General features: G+C 27.9%; 19 protein-coding genes and 1 riboswitch. Of the genes, 13 read left to right on the top strand and 6 right to left on the bottom strand.

Features of this window, described 5'->3' with window-relative positions; all coding sequences use genetic code 11:
• Positions 1 to 19 precede the first annotated feature (19 nt).
• The gene (locus tag ACQPVP_RS00880; protein WP_430846332.1) at positions 20 to 472 is read left to right on the top strand and encodes a methylglyoxal synthase; all 453 of its coding nucleotides are present in this window, start codon (positions 20 to 22) and stop codon (positions 470 to 472) included.
• A 15-nt stretch (positions 473 to 487) separates the two neighbouring features.
• Positions 488 to 1057 (top strand): TetR/AcrR family transcriptional regulator, encoded by a 570-nt coding sequence (locus ACQPVP_RS00875; RefSeq protein ID WP_430846330.1) that lies wholly within the window; start codon positions 488 to 490, stop codon positions 1055 to 1057.
• 91 nt (positions 1058 to 1148) lie between these two features.
• Here the strand turns inward: ACQPVP_RS00875 and ACQPVP_RS00870 are convergent, their stop codons facing one another.
• From ACQPVP_RS00870 to ACQPVP_RS00855, 4 genes are all read right to left on the bottom strand, one after another.
• The gene (locus ACQPVP_RS00870; RefSeq protein WP_430846328.1) at positions 1149 to 2441 is read right to left on the bottom strand and encodes an MFS transporter; all 1293 of its coding nucleotides are present in this window, start codon (positions 2439 to 2441) and stop codon (positions 1149 to 1151) included.
• Between the two features lie 121 nt (positions 2442 to 2562).
• Positions 2563 to 3867, bottom strand: coding sequence for an ectonucleotide pyrophosphatase/phosphodiesterase (locus ACQPVP_RS00865; RefSeq protein ID WP_430846326.1), 1305 nt, complete (start codon positions 3865 to 3867; stop codon positions 2563 to 2565).
• Between the two features lie 332 nt (positions 3868 to 4199).
• On the bottom strand, positions 4200 to 4364 hold the full coding sequence (locus ACQPVP_RS00860; RefSeq protein WP_430846324.1) for a hypothetical protein: 165 nt from the start codon (positions 4362 to 4364) through the stop codon (positions 4200 to 4202).
• A gap of 41 nt (positions 4365 to 4405) precedes the next feature.
• Positions 4406 to 4615, bottom strand: a complete 210-nt coding sequence (locus ACQPVP_RS00855) for a hypothetical protein (protein WP_430846322.1) — start codon at positions 4613 to 4615, stop codon at positions 4406 to 4408.
• A gap of 225 nt (positions 4616 to 4840) precedes the next feature.
• Between ACQPVP_RS00855 and ACQPVP_RS00850 the strand changes: the two genes are divergently transcribed.
• Together ACQPVP_RS00850 and mgrA are read left to right on the top strand one after the other, a co-directional pair.
• Positions 4841 to 5779: a type I phosphomannose isomerase catalytic subunit gene (locus tag ACQPVP_RS00850; RefSeq protein ID WP_430846320.1), complete on the top strand. Its 939-nt coding sequence runs from the start codon at positions 4841 to 4843 to the stop codon at positions 5777 to 5779.
• Between the two features lie 132 nt (positions 5780 to 5911).
• Positions 5912 to 6904 carry an L-glyceraldehyde 3-phosphate reductase gene (gene mgrA / locus ACQPVP_RS00845; RefSeq protein ID WP_430846318.1) on the top strand — a complete coding sequence of 331 codons (993 nt, stop codon included), beginning with the start codon at positions 5912 to 5914 and terminating at the stop codon, positions 6902 to 6904.
• 178 nt (positions 6905 to 7082) lie between these two features.
• Here the strand turns inward: mgrA and ACQPVP_RS00840 are convergent, their stop codons facing one another.
• Positions 7083 to 7949, bottom strand: a complete 867-nt coding sequence (locus ACQPVP_RS00840) for an AraC family transcriptional regulator (RefSeq protein ID WP_430846316.1) — start codon at positions 7947 to 7949, stop codon at positions 7083 to 7085.
• Positions 7950 to 8224: 275 nt separating this feature from the next.
• Here ACQPVP_RS00840 and ACQPVP_RS00835 point away from each other — a divergent pair, with 275 nt between their 5' ends.
• The 7 genes from ACQPVP_RS00835 (at position 8225) to bsh (ending at position 17152) form a co-directional block, all read left to right on the top strand.
• On the top strand, positions 8225 to 9967 hold the full coding sequence (locus ACQPVP_RS00835; protein WP_430846313.1) for an ABC transporter ATP-binding protein: 1743 nt from the start codon (positions 8225 to 8227) through the stop codon (positions 9965 to 9967).
• Entirely contained in the window at positions 9968 to 11737 is a 1770-nt protein-coding gene (locus ACQPVP_RS00830; protein WP_430846311.1) for an ABC transporter ATP-binding protein, read from the top strand.
• Between the two features lie 105 nt (positions 11738 to 11842).
• Positions 11843 to 11967: riboswitch (SAM riboswitch) on the top strand.
• A 124-nt stretch (positions 11968 to 12091) separates the two neighbouring features.
• Complete coding sequence (locus tag ACQPVP_RS00825) at positions 12092 to 13150, top strand: methionine ABC transporter ATP-binding protein (RefSeq protein WP_430846309.1); 1059 nt, start codon at positions 12092 to 12094, stop codon at positions 13148 to 13150.
• Entirely contained in the window at positions 13119 to 13799 is a 681-nt protein-coding gene (locus ACQPVP_RS00820) for a methionine ABC transporter permease (RefSeq protein WP_430846307.1), read from the top strand. The genes ACQPVP_RS00825 and ACQPVP_RS00820 overlap by 32 nt, the downstream gene beginning before the upstream one ends.
• A 38-nt stretch (positions 13800 to 13837) precedes the next feature.
• The gene (locus tag ACQPVP_RS00815) at positions 13838 to 14659 is read left to right on the top strand and encodes a MetQ/NlpA family ABC transporter substrate-binding protein (protein WP_430846305.1); all 822 of its coding nucleotides are present in this window, start codon (positions 13838 to 13840) and stop codon (positions 14657 to 14659) included.
• Positions 14660 to 14686: 27 nt separating this feature from the next.
• Positions 14687 to 15856, top strand: coding sequence for a M20 metallopeptidase family protein (locus ACQPVP_RS00810; RefSeq protein ID WP_430846303.1), 1170 nt, complete (start codon positions 14687 to 14689; stop codon positions 15854 to 15856).
• A gap of 306 nt (positions 15857 to 16162) precedes the next feature.
• Positions 16163 to 17152, top strand: a complete 990-nt coding sequence (bsh, locus tag ACQPVP_RS00805; protein WP_430846301.1) for a choloylglycine hydrolase — start codon at positions 16163 to 16165, stop codon at positions 17150 to 17152.
• A gap of 42 nt (positions 17153 to 17194) precedes the next feature.
• Here bsh and ACQPVP_RS00800 read toward each other — a convergent pair whose 3' ends face one another.
• On the bottom strand, positions 17195 to 17683 hold the full coding sequence (locus ACQPVP_RS00800; RefSeq protein WP_430846299.1) for a hypothetical protein: 489 nt from the start codon (positions 17681 to 17683) through the stop codon (positions 17195 to 17197).
• A gap of 742 nt (positions 17684 to 18425) precedes the next feature.
• Here ACQPVP_RS00800 and ACQPVP_RS00795 point away from each other — a divergent pair.
• The gene (locus tag ACQPVP_RS00795) at positions 18426 to 18923 is read left to right on the top strand and encodes an RNA polymerase sigma factor (protein WP_430839968.1); all 498 of its coding nucleotides are present in this window, start codon (positions 18426 to 18428) and stop codon (positions 18921 to 18923) included.
• Positions 18924 to 18941: 18 nt separating this feature from the next.
• Complete coding sequence (locus tag ACQPVP_RS00790; protein WP_430846297.1) at positions 18942 to 19844, top strand: RsiV family protein; 903 nt, start codon at positions 18942 to 18944, stop codon at positions 19842 to 19844.
• Positions 19845 to 19968 lie beyond the last annotated feature (124 nt).

Below are 19968 nucleotides of genomic sequence, written 5' to 3'. Positions count from 1 at the left end.
TAAAATTGGGGGGAGAATTATGACAGATTATACAATGGGGAAAATAAAGAAAATAGCCCTTATTGCCCATGATAATAGAAAAGAAGCTTTAATTAGCTGGGCATATGATAATAAGGAAGAGTTAAAAAAACATAGGCTTTGTGGTACAGGAACTACAGCAAAACTTATTAATGAAAAAACTGGGTTAAAAGTAGAAGGATTTAAAAGTGGTCCCATGGGTGGGGATCAGCAGATAGGTGCTGCTATAGTAAATGGAGATATAGATATAATGGTGTTTTTTTGGGACCCGTTAACATCTCAGCCTCATGATCCAGATGTAAAGGCATTACTTAGAATAGCTGTATTATATGATGTAGTAGTTGCTATGAGTAAGTCAACAGCAGATTTTCTTTTAAACTCCATAAAATTTAAAGAAATATATGATAGAAATGTTATAGATTATTATAATCGTATACGAAAGGATAATTTCTAAGAAGGTGGAGATTTAATGAACAAAACTAAACGGGCTATATTTGAATCAGCTATAAAGGTTTTTTCAAGTAGCGGTTATACTGGAGCAACTATGGATGAAGTAGTAGAAAGAGCAGGTGTAGCAAAGGGAAGTTTATATTATCACTTTAAAAGTAAGGAAGAGCTTTTCATATTTATTATTAAAGAAGGTATTAATCTTATTAATGAAGAAGTGAATAAGGCAATAAGTGGAATAGATAATCCTTATGAAATAATTAAAGAATCCCTGAAAGTGCTACTTAAGTATGTTTATGAAAATAAGGATTTATTTAAGGTGATAATTAGTCAACTTTGGGGAACCAAAGGGAGAAATGATTTACTAAGAGAAAAAATAAAAGTTCTTATTGATAATAGTACTGAAAAGTTTAGAGCTGGGATACGTGAAGGATTTATAGATAATGAAGATCCAGAATTATTAAGTTATAGCTTAATAGGAGTAGTTATTTCAGCAGCTCTTTATGAAATAATTAATGAAGAAGAATATAATCATGAAGAAGTAGCTGAGAAGTTTATGAAGTATTTTGAATATGGAATAAAAGCAAAATAAATTAAATAATTTTATTTAAGTAAAAGAGCTAACTATAAGATTTTCTTTAATTAGCTCTTTTCAATATATTGAATAATATAAAGGGATTAACTTATAAATTAATTGTATCTATTTCAGTAATTTTATTAGAAGAGGATTTAGAACCACTATCATCAACCTTTGTTAAACAAATAAATCCTACAACAAATAAAAGTATTAAACTTAAAATACCATTTTTAGTTTCACCTGTTGCTTGAGTAATTATAGCAACAAGTAGTGGGCCCATAATAGCTGCAAACTTTCCAAATATATTATAGAAGCCAAAGAATTCATTCGCATGCTCCTTAGGTACCATCTTACCGAAAAAGGCTCTAGAAATTGCTTGAATACCGCCTTGAGCAGAACCAACAGCCATAGCTAAAATCCAAAAATCTACTGTAGTTTTTATAAAATATCCATAAATACAGATTATAGTGTAAGTAAGTATTCCAACATAAAGTAACTTTTTCCCACCAATTTTTTCTGATAGCTTGCCATATAATATTGTAAATGGGAAGGCTACAAATTGTGTTAGCAATAAAATAATTAATAATGATATCATAGAAATTCCGAGGTCAGTTCCATAAGAGGAAGCCATACCAATAATAGTGTCGACACCATCTATATAGAAGAAGTATGCTATTAAAAATAAGAAAATATTTTTATGACTCTTAATTTGCTTTAATGTAGAAAATAATCTTTTAAATGATTTCTGTACAGGATTTTTTTCAGGTTCTATATAATAGATTTGATTAACATTCTTAAGGATTGGTATTGTGAATATTAACCACCAAACTGATGTAATTAAAAATGTTATTTTACATGCAAGGGGAAGGGTAATAGGTAATATCTCCATTTGAGTAAGTAAGACAACTGCTATTGAAATCATAAATGGAATAGTACTTCCAATATATCCAAGAGCAAAGCCGTAGGAAGAAACCTTATCCATTCTTTCTTTAGTAGATACATCTACTAAAAATGCATCATAGAAAATATTGGTTCCAGAGAATCCAACTAATGTGAAGCCATAGCATATTAATAATAAAATTGGATTATTCTCTGGTATAAAAGCAAGGAGAGTAGTGAATAGCACCCCTAAGCTAAAGAAAAATTTGAAAAATTTCTTTTTATTACCTTTATAATCTGCTATAGTTCCAAGGATTGGTGCAAGCAATGATACAACCATAGTAGATAAAGAAATTGTATATCCCCAAAGTGCAGTTGAGTTAGAGGAAGACATTCCTCCAGCTTCAGCAACAGATTTAAAATATATTGGAAGTACAGTTGAAGTAATAGTCATTGAATAAGCAGAATTAGCCCAATCATAAAGAGCCCAACTCTTTTCTTGTTTAGTTAATGTTTTCATATATTTCCTCCCATTAGCTACATTTAAAGTAACAAAATTAATAATGGATAATTATTAATTTTGCTTGAAATTACTGATAAAAGGTTAATTTTATATTACTTATTTTTATTTGTGAGACATATTAAATATCTAAAATTCTATCTTCAGCTTTACCATCAGTATTTCCCAGATCAACGCCTAAAAGTTTTGCAAGAGTAGGACCATGATTTATTAGTTTTCCACCATCTATTTTAACGCCCTTTTTTATTCCTTTTCCAAATGCCATGAAGAAGGTATTATAATTAGGTCTTCTAGGATGATATCCATGAGTAGCTTTAGTTCTATGAGAAACCTTTCCAACTTCATTTTCAGGAACTTTTTCTATAAAGTCTCCTAAGGCTTCGTCTATAAAGTAATAGCCAAGAGAGCCTTCTACCATAAAGCTACAATTAGGATCTGCTCCTTCTTTTTCTGCTTCGTTACCAGTTAAAATAAATTCTATAGGTGAATCTTTGGAGTATATAATATTATCTAATATTTTATTAACTTTAGTATATGTTTCAGTATCATTCTTATCTTTTAAGTAAACATAAGAAGAACCATCACAAGTTTTTGCAACTGCTTTATAAGATGTTATTTTTCCTGCTTCATTAACTTTAAGAAGTCCATTTTCTCTAAATAAAGAATTTAATCTAATCATAAAGTCACCATCTAAGGCACTATGATCACCTAAAGTTACAATAGTACTTTCTTCAAATATATTAGCTTCTTTTAAAGTGTTTATAATATCACCTAATCTCTTATCATGTCTTAATAAAGCATCATTTGCTTCTTTGCTATCATATCCATGATAATGCCTATTAGAATCAACATCTGTATAGTGAATAAGTAGTAAATTAGGTTTATATTTGTTAATAGTATATTTTACAGATTCATGTACAAAGTCATCTAATTCAGGTTGAGATAAGCCATTTCTTAAATGTCCAAATTTTTTATTTAAATCTAATTGAAATTTAAGACTACCAGATAAAGCAGACATAACTATTTGATTTTGCCAAGGTTTTGGAGCAAAAATTTCAGTTAAGTTGTAATTAATTTTGCTACGTCCAGTTACTGGCCATAATAAAGCTGCAGTAGTTAGGCCTTTTTCTGATGCAAGATCATACAAGGTTTTAGTTTTTATATATTTTCTATACCAATACCAATTAGGATTTATATCAGAAAATTTATTTAAAGTATTATTAATAACTCCATGATTTTTAGGATACATGCCAGTCATTATAGTAGTATGAGCTGGATAAGTTAATGTTGGATAAATACTCTCAACATTAGTTATTAAGCTACCATTATCTATTAAGTATTTAAAATTATTAAGCTCTTTTAATTTGTCAATATCTTCAGATGAAACAGCATCAAAAGATATGACTATCAAATATTTTGAATTCATTTATTCTCCAATCTTTACAATGTTTATATGTATATATTTATTATACATAATAAGATGTTAAAATAGAATATATAGACATGTTATATTGTTGTTAAATGAAGTTAAGAGATTTTAATAATTATAAGTAAAAAGGAATTAAGCGAACTTAATTCCTTTTTACTTATAATTATGATAGATTAATACTATTTTTACTTTTTAAGAAATTATAAAAATGTCACCCTGTGAATGATCTTTTATAATTTCTTTCCTTCAGCTCTGAAGTGTTTCTATTAATTTTGCGATGACTTGGAGCGAATGCGACGGAATAAGCAAAATTATATAGAAGTACTTTTTTAATATAGTTGATTTGTTTTAGAAGTTTTAGCTACTTCATTTTTATTTGGATAACTATAAAATGAAGTAGAAATATTACTTGAATTTATTGGAGCTGCAACATTTTTATTTTTCATTGGAATGGTTCCATCACTTCTTTTTTTCTTATTATTAGATTTAGCCATTTTTATCGCCTCCTAAAGTTTTATTTAAATACGAAAAAATTTTACTCATCTAAATCAAGATCTGGTTGCTCAGTATAATCAAATTCCACATTTGAAATATTGTTTACAACTATAGCATCTTCCACAGTACTTGGTAATGGAGAAGACGGTCCTTCTATTTTTCCATGACTAATTAAAGCATGCTTTTCTGGAGCATAACCAGTCCTATCTTTAGGTAAATAATTATTTTTACTATTCTCAATATTTGACATTTAAATCCCTCCTTATAATAATATTATTTGAGATATTAAATATTTAATTCCTAGTATTATCTTCTAATAATGTGTAGAATAAAATTAAATAATAAAAATAGGATAATAATTTACATAGAAAAGATTAAATATTATAGTTAAATTTACCTTGGAAATTAATTGAAAGTATATATAATTATAAATACAGAGTATATATTTAATGCTTTTACAAAAGGAGGAATATTTATGTATCCAATTAAATTTGAAAATTTATATTATGAAAAAATTTGGGGTGGAAGAGATTTTGAAACCTTTAGAGATAATATGCCTGAAGGAGAAATAGGAGAAACTTGGGATATAGCTTGTCATCCAAATGGAACAGGTATAGTAGCTAATGGTGAATTACAAGGAATTAAATTTGATGATTTAATAAATAGATTTGGACATGCTTTAGTAGGAAATAAAGTAACTTTAGAAAAATTCCCATTACTTATTAAATTAATTAATTCAAAAGAAAAATTATCAGTTCAAGTTCATCCAGGAGATGAATATGCAGCAAAGTATGAAGGGGATTATGGGAAAACAGAAGCTTGGTATGTTATGGATGCAAAGCCAGGTGCTTCTTTAATAGTTGGAACAAAAGATTGCACTAAGGAAGAATTTGAAGATGCAATAAAAAATAATAAAGTTGAAGAATTTTTAAATAAAATAGAAGTGAAAAAAGGAGATTGCTTCTTAATAAATAGTGGGTTAGTTCATGCTATTTGTGAAGGAGTTATAATTGCAGAAATACAACAAAATAGTGATGTAACTTATAGAGTTTATGATTATGGAAGACCAAGAGAAATTCATGTTGAAAAAGCCTTAGATGTTATAAATTTTAATCTTCAATGTGAAAACTTAAACCAAAAAGAAGAAATTAAATATGATGGTTATTCTCAAAGTTTACTTTGCAAAAATGAATATTTTGGAATAGAAAAGATATCTATATCTAAAGAATATCGTGATGCTAGTGATACAGATAAGTTTGATATGTATACATGCGTTGAAGGAGAAGGGATTATTGAAGGAAATAAATTCTCAGAAACTATTAAAATGGGAGATAGCTTCTTAATTCCAGCAACATTAGGCGAATATAAGATAGTAGGAAATATAAAAGTATTAAAGAGTTATCCAGTAGTTTAATATATAAATTGATTTCCTTAGGTTGTTATAATTTAAATTAATAATAGTGGATTATAAACTTATATTTAAGAATTACCAAAAACTTGACTTTAAAGAGGAAAATAATCAAATTTAAGAGGGGAATGGGATAATATGAGTAATGTAAAAGAAGAAAGATATGAGAAAATGAAGTATATAAAATGTGGGAATAGCGGATTATATCTTCCTAGAGTTGCATTAGGATTATGGCATAACTTTGGTTCTGTAGATCCAATTGAAAATCAGAAGTCTATAATTTTTGAAGCATTTAATAATGGGATAACTCATTTTGATTTAGCTAATAACTATGGACCTATTTATGGATCTGCTGAAGAAAACTTTGGAAGGATATTAAATGATAATTTAAAAGCTTATAGAGATGAGATGATTATTTCTACAAAGGCTGGATATGATATGTGGCCAGGACCTTATGGAAATGGTGGCTCTAGAAAATACTTAATGGCAAGCTTAGATCAAAGCTTAAAAAGAATGGGATTAGATTATGTAGATATTTTTTATCATCATAGACCAGATCCAGATACACCATTAGAAGAAACTATGGGAGCGTTAACAGATATAGTTAAACAAGGAAAGGCACTATATATAGGTTTATCAAATTATCATCCAAAAGAATTAAAGGAAGCATCAAAAATACTAAAAGCAAATGGTACTCCATGCTTAATTCACCAATTTAGATATAGTATGCTTAGCCGTTGGAGCGAAGAAGAAGGCTTACATCAGGTTCATAAAGATGAAGGAATAGGTTCAATAGCTTTTTCACCATTAGCACAGGGAATGTTAACAAATAAATACCTTCATGGAATTCCTGAAGATTCAAGAGCTAAGAAAGCAAGTAGTAGATTCTTACATGAAGAAGATATAACAGAAGAAAAGTTAAGCGTAATTAGAAAATTAAATGAAATAGCAGAAAAAAGAGGACAAACTCTTGCAGAAATGGCTTTATCTTGGGTTTTAAGAAAGGATGCTGTTACTACAGTCTTAATTGGTGCAAGTAAGGCAAGTCAAATTTTAGATAATGTTAAAATAATAGATAATTTAAGCTTTTCAGATGAAGAATTAAAGGAAATAGATAAAATATTATCTTAAGAATTTGAGAGACTATATAAAATCTCATTAATATTAAGGAAAATAAATTGGTAAATTTAATTAAAATATATTGAAATAAAAATAACCCCAGGGGACTGAAATTTAGTCACCTGGGGTACTTAGTTTTAGATTATTAAAAAAATCGTTGTAGTATGACTAGGAGCTTGCGATGGAGTAACTAATATAACATATTTATTTCTTTTCTAGCTTTATTTGGAGAAATCCCATAATACTTTTTATAAAGCTTACTGAAATAGTAGGGGTCATCATATCCAACCATTTTAGCTATAGTCTTTATAGATAGTTTAGAATTTTCCAATAATTCTTTAGATTTTAATAGTCTAATTTGTATTAAATAATTTATAGGAGAATCCCCCATAACCTCCTTAAATATCTTAGATATATAAACAGGGCTCAAGTACATATTTTTTGATAATGTGTACAAGGATATGTCTTGAACATAATTTTCATTTAAATATTTTCTGATATCCTCAACTAAATCTTTTTTCTCACGAGATTTAAAAGAAAATTCATGAGAATCTATATTTGGAGTTTCTTCATTAATTTCCCTATGTAATAGGACTAATAATTTCATTATAAGGGATTTTAACATAAAGGGAGAGGTCTGATTATAATCTTTTTGCTCATCAACTATTTCTGAGCAAGTTTTAAGAATATCATTTTTATATTTATTAAAAGTTAATACATTCTTGTTACCAATATCAATATAATCTTTTTTAGAATTACTAAATAAATTTAAATTAGTTAATCCAATATGAAGCTCCCTACATCTAGTTTTAGAATCAAAAAGTTCTTTATGATATATTCCAGGGTTAGATATTAAAACTTGTCCTTTTTTTAAGGTATATTTTTCACCTTCGATTAAATAATCTACTGATCCAGAAGTTATAAAAGAAAGTTCAATAAAGTCATTATGACAGTGATAGTTAGTTTCTGGAACAGAAATTTCAGGTGAGCAACACCCATCCATTACAAAAAGGATTTGAGGATTATAGCTGTCTATACTTGTGTATATTTTATTCATATCCACATCTCCATAAATATTACTTTTACTTTTTAGGAAATTATAAAAATGTTACCCTGTGAATAACTTTTTATAATTTCCATCATTCAGCTTTGAAGTGCATCTATTAATTTTGCGATGACTTGGAGCGTAGCGACGGAATAAGCAAAATTATATAGTTGCACTTTTTTATTAGTATAATAATATACATTTAAAGTTTAATATAATACATTTTTATTTTCAATATCTTCTTTATAATCATATTTAGGAAGAAATAAGATAAGGAGAGGGTAAATATGGATAGCCTAAAATGGATATTTAGTTATTTAAAGAAATATAAGTTTAAATACTGTTTTGCATTATTTTTAGTATTATGTACCTCAGCAATTAATATGGTAAATCCATTTATTACAGGTAACATTATTGATAAGGTTTTTGGAAATGGTGAGACATCACTACTTATTCCACTTGTTTCAATTATGATATCTGTTGTAGTTGTTAAAGGTATTATAACTTATATTTATCAAATGATATTAGAAAAAATTTCACAAGATGTTTTATTTAAAATAAGGACAGATTTATACGATAAGCTATTAAATTTGGATGTTAATTTTTATAGTAAGGTCAAAACAGGGGATCTTATGGCTAGAATGACAGGAGATACTGATGCTATAAGACATTTTGTGGCTTGGGTTGTTTATAATATTTTAGCATCAATAACAACTTTTACTTTTGCAATTATATCAATGATGTATGTAAATTATATTCTAACTATATGTATGCTACTTATAGCACCTATAATTGGATTTTTAACTTATAAGATGAGTAAGGAAATTTCCCCAACATTTCATAATATAAGAGAAGCTTATTCAAGATTAAATTCAGTTGTTCAAGAAAATATAAGTGGCAATAGAGTTGTAAGAGCCTTTGGTAGAGAAGATTTTGAAGTTAACAAGTTTACTGCTGAAAATGAAAATTATAAAGAGAGGAATTTAGATACAATTAAAGTTACTAAAAAGTATATTCCAAAGCTTGAATTTTTATCTAATAGCCTTTCTGTAGTTATGATATTAGTTGGAGGAATTTTAGTAGCACTAGAGAAGATTACTTTTGGAGAACTTGTTATTTTTAATAGTTTATTATGGGCATTAAATAACCCAATGAGAATGTGTGGATATTTAATAAACGATGCTCAAAGATTTATTGCATCATCTGCAAAAATTATAGATTTATTAAACACAGAAAGTAGTATAAAAAATAAAGAAGCTGCTCTTAATGTTAATAAATTTAAGGGAAATATTGAATTTAAAAATGTTAGTTTAGACTTAGATGGAAGAAGGGTAATTAATAATATTTCATTTAAGGTTAATTCAGGTGAAACAATTGGATTAGTAGGACATACTGGTTCAGGAAAATCTCTTATAATAAATTTACTTTCAAGATTTTATGATGCTACAGAAGGTAATATTTATATAGATGGTGTAGATATAAAGGATATAGATTTAGAAGTATTAAGAGGAAATATAGCTACAGCAATGCAAGATATATTCCTATTTTCAGATACAGTTAGAGATAATATAGCTTTTAGCAATCCAAGGGTAAGTTTCTCTGAAATAAAGAAAGTTTCTAAAAAAGCTCAAGCTCATGGTTTTATCAAAAGGTTAGATAACGGATATGAAACTATAGTAGGTGAAAGAGGTGTAGGGCTTTCTGGTGGTCAAAAGCAAAGAGTTTCATTAGCAAGAGCAATGATGAAAAAAGCTTCGATATTTGTATTAGATGATGTAACTTCAGCAGTTGATATGGAAACAGAAAAGAAAATACAGTATGAGCTTAAAAATATGAAGGAAAAGCAAACTACATTTATAATAGCTCATAGAATTTCATCATTAAAACAAGCAGATTTAATACTTGTGCTTGATAATGGAGAAATAGTTGAAAGAGGAACTCATGAGGAGCTTGTAAAAAGAGGAGGATATTATTCAAATATCTTTTATACTCAATACGGCAATCTAGATTTAAAGATAGGGGGAGTATAAATGGCAAGAAATAAATACAATGTAGATGAAGATTTAGAAACTGGATTTAACTTAGATTATTTAAAAAGATTACTAAGCTATATGAAACCATATAAATCAAAAATAATAACTTCAGTTATATTGATGTTAATATCAAGTTCAATATCTTTAATAGGACCAATAATAATTAAAACTGCTTTGGATAATTATATACCAAATAAAGATATTAAAAGTTTAGTTTTAATTTCAATTATATATGTACTGATGTTTATAACAATTGCAATAATTATGAAGCATAGAATGTACACTATGGGAGAAGTAGGACAGAAGATACTAGTAGATATGAGATATGATTTATTTAGAAATCTTCAATATGTTCCTTTTAATTATTATGATTCAAGGCCCCATGGAAAAATATTAGTAAGAGTAGTTAATTATATTAATTCACTTAGTGATATTTTATCTAATGGATTTGTAAATTTAATTGCAGATATGGTTACCTTAGTTATGGCAATAATATTTATGTCATTCTTAAGTATAAAATTAACTTTAGTTACACTAATAGGTATACCTATACTTATGGTAGTAATGATGTCTCTTAAAACTGCTCAAAGAAAGGCATTCCAAAGAGTAAGCTCAAAGCAATCAAATTTAAATGCATATATTCATGAAAGTATAAATGGTATAAGAGTTACACAATCTTTTTCTAGGAAAAAAGAAAGTATGGACATATTTAAGGAGCTTTGTTATGAGTGTAGTGATTCTTGGATGAAAGCAGTAAAACTAAATTTTTTAGTTTGGCCAAGTATAGATACTATTTCAGTAATATCTATAGCATTAATTTATATCTTTGGAATCTTAGTATTTAGAAGTTCAATTTCTTTAGGTTTATTAACAGCATTTGTATCATATGTGTGGATATTTTGGTCACCAATTACTAATATAGGGAACTTTTATAACACCCTAATTAATGCTATGGCTTATTTAGAAAGAATATTTGAAGCTATGGATGAAGAACCAGAGTATGATAAGAAGGATGCTATAGAATTAAAAAATGTTAATGGTAATGTTGAATTTAAAGATGTATATTTTGAATATGAGAAAGATATTCCTATTTTAGAAGATATAAATATGAATATTAAGGCAGGAGAAAAAATAGCATTAGTTGGACCGACAGGGGCAGGAAAAACTACCATTGTTAATTTACTTTCAAGGTTCTATAGAATAAAATCTGGAGAAATTTTAGTAGATGGAACAGATATAAATGATGTGACACTAAAATCTTTAAGAAAAGAAATAGGTGTTATGCTTCAAGATCCATTTGTTTTCTCTGGAACAATAATGGATAATATAAGATACGGTAGATTAGATGCTACTGATGAAGAAGTAATAGAAGCTGCAAAAATAGTTAGGGCAGATGATTTTATACGAGAATTTAAAGATGGATATAATACATTTTTAAATGAGCAAGGAAATGGACTTTCAGTAGGACAAAAGCAGCTTATATCCTTTGCTAGAGTATTATTATCAGATCCTAAGATATTAATCCTAGATGAAGCTACATCAAGTATAGATACAGAAACAGAAGCTTTATTACAAGAGGGAATTGAAGAGTTATTAAAGGGAAGAACATCCTTTGTTATAGCTCACAGATTATCAACTATAGTTAACTCTGATAAGATAATGTTTATAGGAGAAAAGCATATCTTAGAAGAAGGAACTCATAATGATTTATTAAATAAAAAAGGACTATACTACAATTTATATAAATCACAATATCTAGATGTTTAATTTATAAATTTCAAACTCCTCAATACCAAAATTTAGATATAAAATTAAATTTTGTATTGACAGGAAGGGGATGTATGTATAAAATATAGATTAAACAACAAAATATTTTTATCAAGAAAGACGGAGGGACTGGCCCTGGGAAGTCTAGTAACCTAAATTATAAGGCTTGAATTATGTATAATTTAAGGTTCTAAATCCTGCAGTTAACTACTGCGTCTGAAAGATAAGAATGGAATATATATGTGTATATTACACTGCTTTCTTATTTTTTAAGAAAGCAGTTTTTTTGTACCTTTTTTTAATCTCTAAGAAATTATATTTTTAATGATTGTATATAACAAGGGAGGGAAAAATATGATTGAATTAAAAAATTTAAATAAGATTTATAGTACAAAAGTTGGAGAAGTAGAAGCATTAAAGGATGTAACATTGAACATTAAAAAAGGAGAGATTTACGGAATTATAGGTTTTAGTGGAGCAGGAAAATCCACATTAGTTAGATGTATAAATTTTTTAGAAAAGCCAACTGGTGGCGAGGTAGTTATAGATGGAAGAGAGCTTGGAAGCTTATCAAATAGAGAGCTTAGACAAGAAAGAAAAAAGATAGGAATGATATTTCAACATTTTAATCTTATGAAATCTAGAACTGTATTTGAAAATATAGCGTATCCGCTTAAGGGAAATGGGCATTCAAAAGAAGAGATAAATAGTAAGGTTAATGATTTATTAAAACTTGTTGACTTAGAGGATAAGGCTAATGTTTATCCTTCTCAATTAAGTGGGGGACAAAAGCAAAGGGTTGGAATTGCCAGAGCCTTAGCAAATGATCCAAAAGTTTTACTTTGTGATGAAGCAACTAGTGCACTAGATCCACAAACTACAAAATCAATATTAAGACTTTTAAAAGAAGTAAATAAAAAGTTTGGAATAACAATCGTAATAATAACTCATGAAATGCAGGTAGTAAAAGAAATTTGTACAAGAGCTGCTGTAATGGAAGATGGAAAAGTTGTTGAAGAAGGAAATATATTTAAGATTTTCTCAGAGCCAAGGGAAAAGATTACAAAGAGTTTTATAGATAGTACATCTTCTTTAACTAATATTTATGACTTAATTAAAGATAAATCTTCAGTTGTAGATATAAAAGAAAATGAAAAGATATTAAAACTAAAGTATCTAGAAAATAGTACAAGCGAGCCAATAATTTCAATAGTATCTAGAGAGTTTAATGTAGATACAAGTATTATCTTCGGAAATGTAGAAATAATTCAAGAAGCACCTATTGGTGGACTTATAGTAATAATAAGAGGAGAAGAAGGACAGATTGAGAAGGTTATAGATTATCTAAAAGAAAATAAGGTAGAAGTTGAGGTGATTAAAGATGGAAAGCTTAGTACAAAAATTACTGCCTAATGCAATAACAAAGATACCAGAAATTTATAAGGCTACAGGAGAAACCTTACTTATGATTTTAGTAGCAGGAGTAATTTCATTTGTTATAGGACTTATTTTAGGAGTTATATTGGTTGTAACAGGAAAAGGAAATATACTAGAAAATAAACCAGTATACTATGTTTTAGAAAAAATAATAAATATAACAAGATCAATTCCATTTATTATATTAATGGCAGCAGTAATTCCTATAACAAGGGCTATAGTAGGTACTGCTATTGGAACAAAGGGATCTTATGTACCATTAGTTTTTGGTACTATACCATTCTTTGCAAGACAGATAGAAAGTGCATTATCTGAAATTGATAAGGGAGTCATAGAGGCAGCTGAGGCAATGGGATCATCGCCAGTTGAAATAATCTTTAGAGTTTATCTAAAAGAGAGTATTCCAAATATAGTAAGAGCTACAACTATAACATTTATAAGCTTAGTAGGATTAACAGCTATGGCAGGTTCAGTAGGTGGAGGGGGACTTGGTGATTTAGCTATAAGATATGGCTATCAAAGATATCAAGTAGATATAACCTTCGTAACTGTAATAATACTACTTATATTTGTAAATATAATTCAAGGGGCAGGAAATTTAATAATAAAAAGAACAACACATTAAAAAGCAATAAGAAATAAATAAAAAGGAGATTTTAAAATATGAAAGCTAAAAAATTATTAAATATTGTATTATCAGGAGTATTACTTTTATCATTAGCAGGCTGTGGGGCACAAAATGCAAATGAAGAAAATAATGTTATCAAAGTTGGAGTTGTTGGCGAAAATACAGACCAATGGGAACCAGTAATAAAGAATCTTGCAGAGGAAGGTATAACTTTAGAGCTTGTTACTTTTTCAGATTATAGTCAGCCTAACCAAGCTCTAGCAGATGGTGAAATAGATTTAAACTCTTTCCAACACAAGGCATATTTAGAACAAGATATTAAAGATAGAGGATTTGATTTATCAGTTATAGGAGAGACTATAATAGCTCCACTTGGAATTTATTCAAATAAGATAGCATCATTAGATGAATTAAAAGATGGGGATTCCATTGCAATACCAAGTGATGCAACTAATGGAGGAAGATCTCTTAAGGTCTTAGAAGCAGCTGGGGTTATAAAAGTAGATGAAGCTGCAGGCTATACACCAACTTTAAGTGATATAACTGAAAATCCTAAAAATATAAAATTTGTAGAAGTAGAAGCAGCTCAAACTCCAAGATTATTAGATGATGTGGCTGCAGCTTTAATAAATGGAGGGCATGCTGTTGATGCAGGCCTTAATCCAGATGAAGACTCTATTTACCTAGAAGAAGCTAATGAAGGTAGTGATAATCCATATATAAATGTAATTGTAGCAAGAACAGAGGATAAAGATAATGAAACTTATAAAAAAGTTGTAGATGCATATAGATCTGATGAAGTTGCAAAAGTCATAGAAGAAGTATACAAGGGAGCTTATATACCAACTTGGAAATAAGCGTTAAATTTATAAGGGGGCTTTAAAATGAGTATAAAAGAATATGTATTAAAAGAAAAAGAGTATATTACTTCTCTAAGAAGAGAATTCCATAAGCATCCAGAAGTAAGCTTAAAGGAATATAAAACAGCAAAAAGAATTGAAGAAGAATTAGATAAATTAAATATTCCACATAAAAGAATCGGAGAAACAGGAGTTTTAGGAGTAATAAAAGGGGGCAATTCATCAAATAAGGTTATAGCTATAAGGGCAGATATAGATGCTCTTAAGGTTCCAGACGATAAAGATGTGGAATATAAATCACAAAATGAAGGATTTCACCATGCTTGTGGACATGATGCACATACAGCTAGCCTTCTTGGTACTGCAAAAATACTAAAAGAAAGAGAAGAAAAATTAAATGGTGAAGTAAGACTATTCTTCCAACAAGCAGAAGAGATTGGAGCAGGAGCAAAGATATTTATCAAAGAAGGAGCACTAGATGGAGTAGAAGAAATACTAGGTGCCCATGTATCTTCACATATAGATGTTGGTAAGGTATCAGTAACAAGTGGACCAATATCAGCTTCCTGTGATTATTTTAAGATAATAGTTAAGGGAAAAGGTGGACATGTATCTGTCCCACATTTATCAATAGATGCTTTATATATTGCAAGTCAAATAGTAGTTAATTTACAATCAATAGTAAGTAGGCAAACAGATCCTGTTGATACAGTAGTAGTAGGTGTTGGTTTAATTAAGGGAGGAACTATTTATAATGCAGTAGCAGAAGAAGCTGTATTAGAGGGAACAACAAGAACTTTTACCTTTGAATCAAGAGAAAAAACTAATAAAAATGTAGAAAAAATAGCGAAATCTATTGGAGAAGCATATGGAGCAGAAATTTCAGTGGAATTTAAAGACTATGCATCACCACTTATAAATGACGAAAAAGTTAGTGAAGAAGTAGCATCTATTGTTAATAATATAATTGGTGAAGAAAATGTAATAACGAATGCTCCAAAGAGATTAGGAGCAGATGACTTTGCAGAATTCTTAATAGAAGTTCCGGGAACATATATCCATGTAGGAACTAAAAATTTATGTAATTCAAATACTTGCTCAGAACATCATAATCATTTATTTGATATAGATGAAGAAGGGCTATTAATAACTACAAATATAGAAGTAGATTATGTATTAAATAAATTGGGTTAGTGAAATTATAAAAACAACTTTAAAAAGCACATCAATTTATAAGAAAATAAAATTGATGTGCTTTAACTTAAGTATTAAGATAATTAATAAATATAAGAAAATAGATGTATAATGGGGCTAATGTAAAGGTTAGAAAAATTTCATTAATATATAAATGAAATAAAAAGGATAAAATAAAGTAAATTGAAGTAAAATATCTATTATGATATAATCACCATAATTGTAAACGTAATCTTTATAAGATGATAATTAAATATAAACTATTTGTATATATTAAAAATGATTTATATGAAAGGATGAGAATATATGTGCACAGCTTTAACATTAAAAACTAAGGATGGATATCATTTATTCGGAAGAAATATGGATATAGAATTTTCTTTTAATCAAGCAGTTACTTTAGTACCAAGAAATTTTACTTATACAAATAGAGCAATAGATAAGAGTGAAAAAACTAAATATGCGATGATAGGTATGGGGACTATAATAGATAATCATCCATGCTATGCAGAGGCAATGAATGAAAAAGGGTTGTCCTGCGCAGGATTAAATTTCCCTAGATATTCTCATTGGGAAGAAGAAACTATGGAAGGTAAGATAAATATTCCTCCATATGATTTAATACTTTGGGCTGTAGGAAATTTTGAAAGTATTTCAGAATTAAAACCAGAGTTAGAAAAGGTACATATAGTAGGTAAACCATTAAATGAAAATACACCATTACCAACACTTCATTGGATATTATCAGATACAAAGGGAGATTGCATAGTTATAGAAAATACAATGGAAGGATTAAAGATATTTGATAATAAAGTTGGTGTTTTAACTAATGCTCCAACTTTTGATTGGCATATTACAAATTTAGTTCAATATATAAAAGTTTCTCCTACTCAGCCATCTGAAACAATTTTGGGAGAAGAAAATATTAATCCATTAGGTCAAGGTGATGGAGGAAGAGGTCTTCCAGGAGATTTCTCATCAACATCAAGATTTGTAAAAGCAGCCTTTTTAAGAAGTAATTCTGTATTAGGAGATGATGAGTTATCTGGAATTGTTGAATTTTTCCATATATTAAGCGGAGTTTCTATGATAAGAGGTTCAGTAGTTACACCACAAAATATTAATGATATAACACAATATACATCATGTATGTGTCAAGAAAAAGGAATATATTATTACAATACATACAATAATAATCAAATAAATGCAATTGATATGAAGAAAGAAAATTTAGATGGAAAAGAAATAAAAGTATTTGAATATAGGGATAAACAGGTAATAAATTATGAAAATTAAATAAAAGTATGCTTAGAATAAAATTTTATTCTAAGCATACTTTTATTTTTTCATAAGAAGTTCTTCTTTATAATTCATATCATTATATAGTTTTCTTAACTCCTCAATAACTTCCGTATCTGAATATTCATATACTGAAAAAATTGAATCTTTATCGCTATATTTATAGATATAAATTTGCTTATTAGAAATTCCTATTGAATATATATAGCTCTTTTCTTTTTCAACATTATCTATTAATGAAATTTTAAAGTCAGGATCTTTTTCTTTCTGAGTACTTGATACACAATTTATTGTTTTTAAGTATTCACTTATGATTTTTATATCAATTTCATCAGTAACCATTTTACTCCTACCTATCTCTTTTTCATCACTAGTAATAGTTAGATTTGAAAATTCAATTCTTTTAGTTGAATCTATTGGAATATCATTAAGTGGATTTAATATCTTCTTGTTTTCAGATTTTACACAGCCAATTAATAAGATTAAAAAGGAAAAAATTATAAACGCAAAAATATATCTTTTTTTCAAAGCATCACTCCTAAAAATACCAGATATAAAATATCTTATTAAGTAATAAAGTATCTAAATGTTTTTCAATTGGAGTTTCCATAACATATTTCATTATTTGATTAAGTAACTCATCTTATATAGATTAAAGTAGATTATAGACATCTTTGTAATTAGTATAAAATGTACTTCTATTTATATCAACCCTTTTACAAATATATGTAACTGTAACTTCATGTATTTCATTATCTTGAAGTAATTCTATTAAACTTTCCTTAATTATTATATATATATGACTCTATAATTTCCTTTAGTTCTTGCCATTTTTACTCACCTTCTTTTTTTATTTTTAAGAAATTATAATAACGCGTGCTGTGTACAAGCTATTATAATTTTATTCTTGATATTGAACATTTGGCATTAATTAATTATTGAAAAAAGTAGCGAATGCTGAACTTAGTGTGAAAGCCCATCTATCCAAATGAGAGAGGTAGATGCTCTGTTATTAATAGTTAATATATAATGGGTTGTGATGACTTGAGCGTAGCGAGGTCATAAGCAAACTTATATGTGTCCACTTTTTTTATAGGTTTGAATAATCAATTTACATAAAGTTTATTATAAAGAATAGAAGAAATTTTATATAAATAATTTAAAATATGAAATTTATTTATTAAAAATAAAACTTTTTACTATTTATATACGTTTATGTAGTATAAAGCAAGAAAGATATGTATTTAAAGCAAAGGAGAATTTAGCACTAATGCATAAAGAAAATTTAAAAAAGCAAATAGCAGAGTATATCATTAGTAATAAGGAAAAATACTATAGAGTAGCTTATAGTTATGTTAAAAATGCTGATGATGCTTTGGATATTATGCAAGAATCAATATATAAAGCAGTTTCACATGTTGATTCTCTTCAAGGTATCAGTTATATAAATACTTGGTTTTATAGGATTATAGTAAATACATCTATTGACTTTCTGCGAAAACAAAAGAAAGTAATTCCGGTTGATAATGAAGTTTTAGCAAGTTTTGTTTCAGAAATAGATGACAAGTATGAGAACTTTGATTTGCAAAGAGCAATGGGTAATTTACCAGAAAAATATAGGACTGTGGTAATATTGAGATATTTTGAAGACTTAAAAATAGAGGAGATTGCAGAAATTCTTAATGAGAATACCAATACAATAAAAACACGGTTATATAAGTCACTTAAATTATTGCGGATAAAAATGAATGATTATGAGGAGATTTAAATTATTAGGAGGTTTAATATGGCAGATAAAAACTTACAGGAATTGAAGAAAGAATATAATGAAATATCTATTCCAGAAGAACTGGATTTGGTAGTAAAAAATGCTTTTAGGGATTCTGGGGTGTATAACATTAGAATAAAAACTATATATAAAAGATTAGGAGTTGCAGCTGCTTCTTTAGCTATATCTACAGGAATACTTACAGTAGGAGTAAATAGTAGTCCGGCATTTGCAGATAAATTATCTAAAATACCAGTAGTAAGCAGTATAGTAAAAGTAATAACTTTTAAAAAATATAATATCGATGAAGATAAATATAAAGCCGATATAGAAGTACCTTCTATAGAAGGTTTAGAAAATAAAGCTTTAGAAGATAGCTTAAATGAAAAATATATTTCTGAAAATAAAAAACTATATGAAGATTTTATAACTGAGATGGAAGGCTTGAAGAAAATAGATGATGGACATCTAGGTATAGAAAGTGGATACGTAGTTAAAACAGATAATGAAAATATACTTTCCATAGGACGTTATGTAGTGAATACTGTAGGAACTTCATCTACAACATTTGAATATGATACCATAGATAAGAAAAATGAGATTTTAATTACTCTTCCTAGTTTATTTAAAGACAATAAATATATAGAAATAATAAGCGAAAATATTAAAGAACAAATGAGAGAGCAAATGAAGTCAGATTCAAAAAAGGTTTATTGGATTGATGATGAAAGTGGAAATGGTAATATGGATATATTTAAAGAAATATCTGAGAATCAGAATTTTTATATTAATGATAAATCCCAGTTAGTAATTTCCTTTAATAAATATGAGGTAGCTCCTGGGTATATGGGAATTGTAGAATTTACAATTCCAACAGATATATTATCTGATGTATTGGTTAGTAATGAGTATATCAAATAACTTTTTTATAAAGGACTTTAGTATTACAGCTAGAGTCCTCTTATATTAATATTTTAAGGGGAATATTTACAAAAAAATTTTCATCTATTTAGCACCTATTATATAGATAAAGGGATGTACGCAG

The organism is Clostridium nigeriense (genome assembly GCF_050585265.1).
GTDB classification, from domain to species: Bacteria; Bacillota; Clostridia; order Clostridiales; family Clostridiaceae; genus Clostridium; species Clostridium nigeriense_B.
The sequence above is the reverse complement of the archived record's forward strand: the minus strand, read 5'-3'. Positions and strand labels throughout refer to the sequence as shown.

Bases quoted from the DNA above. Each gene is read 5' to 3' on its own strand.
- ACQPVP_RS00840 (WP_430846316.1), bottom strand. From the start codon at position 7,949: ATGAATAAAATATACACAAGTATAGACAGCTATAATCCTCAAATCCTT.
- ACQPVP_RS00870 (WP_430846328.1), bottom strand. From the start codon at position 2,441: ATGAAAACATTAACTAAACAAGAAAAGAGTTGGGCTCTTTATGATTGG.
- ACQPVP_RS00825 (WP_430846309.1), top strand. From the start codon at position 12,092: ATGATTGAATTAAAAAATTTAAATAAGATTTATAGTACAAAAGTTGGA.
- ACQPVP_RS00860 (WP_430846324.1), bottom strand. From the start codon at position 4,364: ATGGCTAAATCTAATAATAAGAAAAAAAGAAGTGATGGAACCATTCCA.
- ACQPVP_RS00850 (WP_430846320.1), top strand. From the start codon at position 4,841: ATGTATCCAATTAAATTTGAAAATTTATATTATGAAAAAATTTGGGGT.
- ACQPVP_RS00835 (WP_430846313.1), top strand. From the start codon at position 8,225: ATGGATAGCCTAAAATGGATATTTAGTTATTTAAAGAAATATAAGTTT.
- ACQPVP_RS00795 (WP_430839968.1), top strand. From the start codon at position 18,426: ATGCATAAAGAAAATTTAAAAAAGCAAATAGCAGAGTATATCATTAGT.
- ACQPVP_RS00820 (WP_430846307.1), top strand. From the start codon at position 13,119: ATGGAAAGCTTAGTACAAAAATTACTGCCTAATGCAATAACAAAGATA.
- ACQPVP_RS00810 (WP_430846303.1), top strand. From the start codon at position 14,687: ATGAGTATAAAAGAATATGTATTAAAAGAAAAAGAGTATATTACTTCT.
- mgrA (WP_430846318.1), top strand. From the start codon at position 5,912: ATGAGTAATGTAAAAGAAGAAAGATATGAGAAAATGAAGTATATAAAA.
- ACQPVP_RS00830 (WP_430846311.1), top strand. From the start codon at position 9,968: ATGGCAAGAAATAAATACAATGTAGATGAAGATTTAGAAACTGGATTT.
- ACQPVP_RS00865 (WP_430846326.1), bottom strand. From the start codon at position 3,867: ATGAATTCAAAATATTTGATAGTCATATCTTTTGATGCTGTTTCATCT.
- bsh (WP_430846301.1), top strand. From the start codon at position 16,163: ATGTGCACAGCTTTAACATTAAAAACTAAGGATGGATATCATTTATTC.
- ACQPVP_RS00855 (WP_430846322.1), bottom strand. From the start codon at position 4,615: ATGTCAAATATTGAGAATAGTAAAAATAATTATTTACCTAAAGATAGG.
- ACQPVP_RS00790 (WP_430846297.1), top strand. From the start codon at position 18,942: ATGGCAGATAAAAACTTACAGGAATTGAAGAAAGAATATAATGAAATA.
- ACQPVP_RS00875 (WP_430846330.1), top strand. From the start codon at position 488: ATGAACAAAACTAAACGGGCTATATTTGAATCAGCTATAAAGGTTTTT.
- ACQPVP_RS00880 (WP_430846332.1), top strand. From the start codon at position 20: ATGACAGATTATACAATGGGGAAAATAAAGAAAATAGCCCTTATTGCC.
- ACQPVP_RS00815 (WP_430846305.1), top strand. From the start codon at position 13,838: ATGAAAGCTAAAAAATTATTAAATATTGTATTATCAGGAGTATTACTT.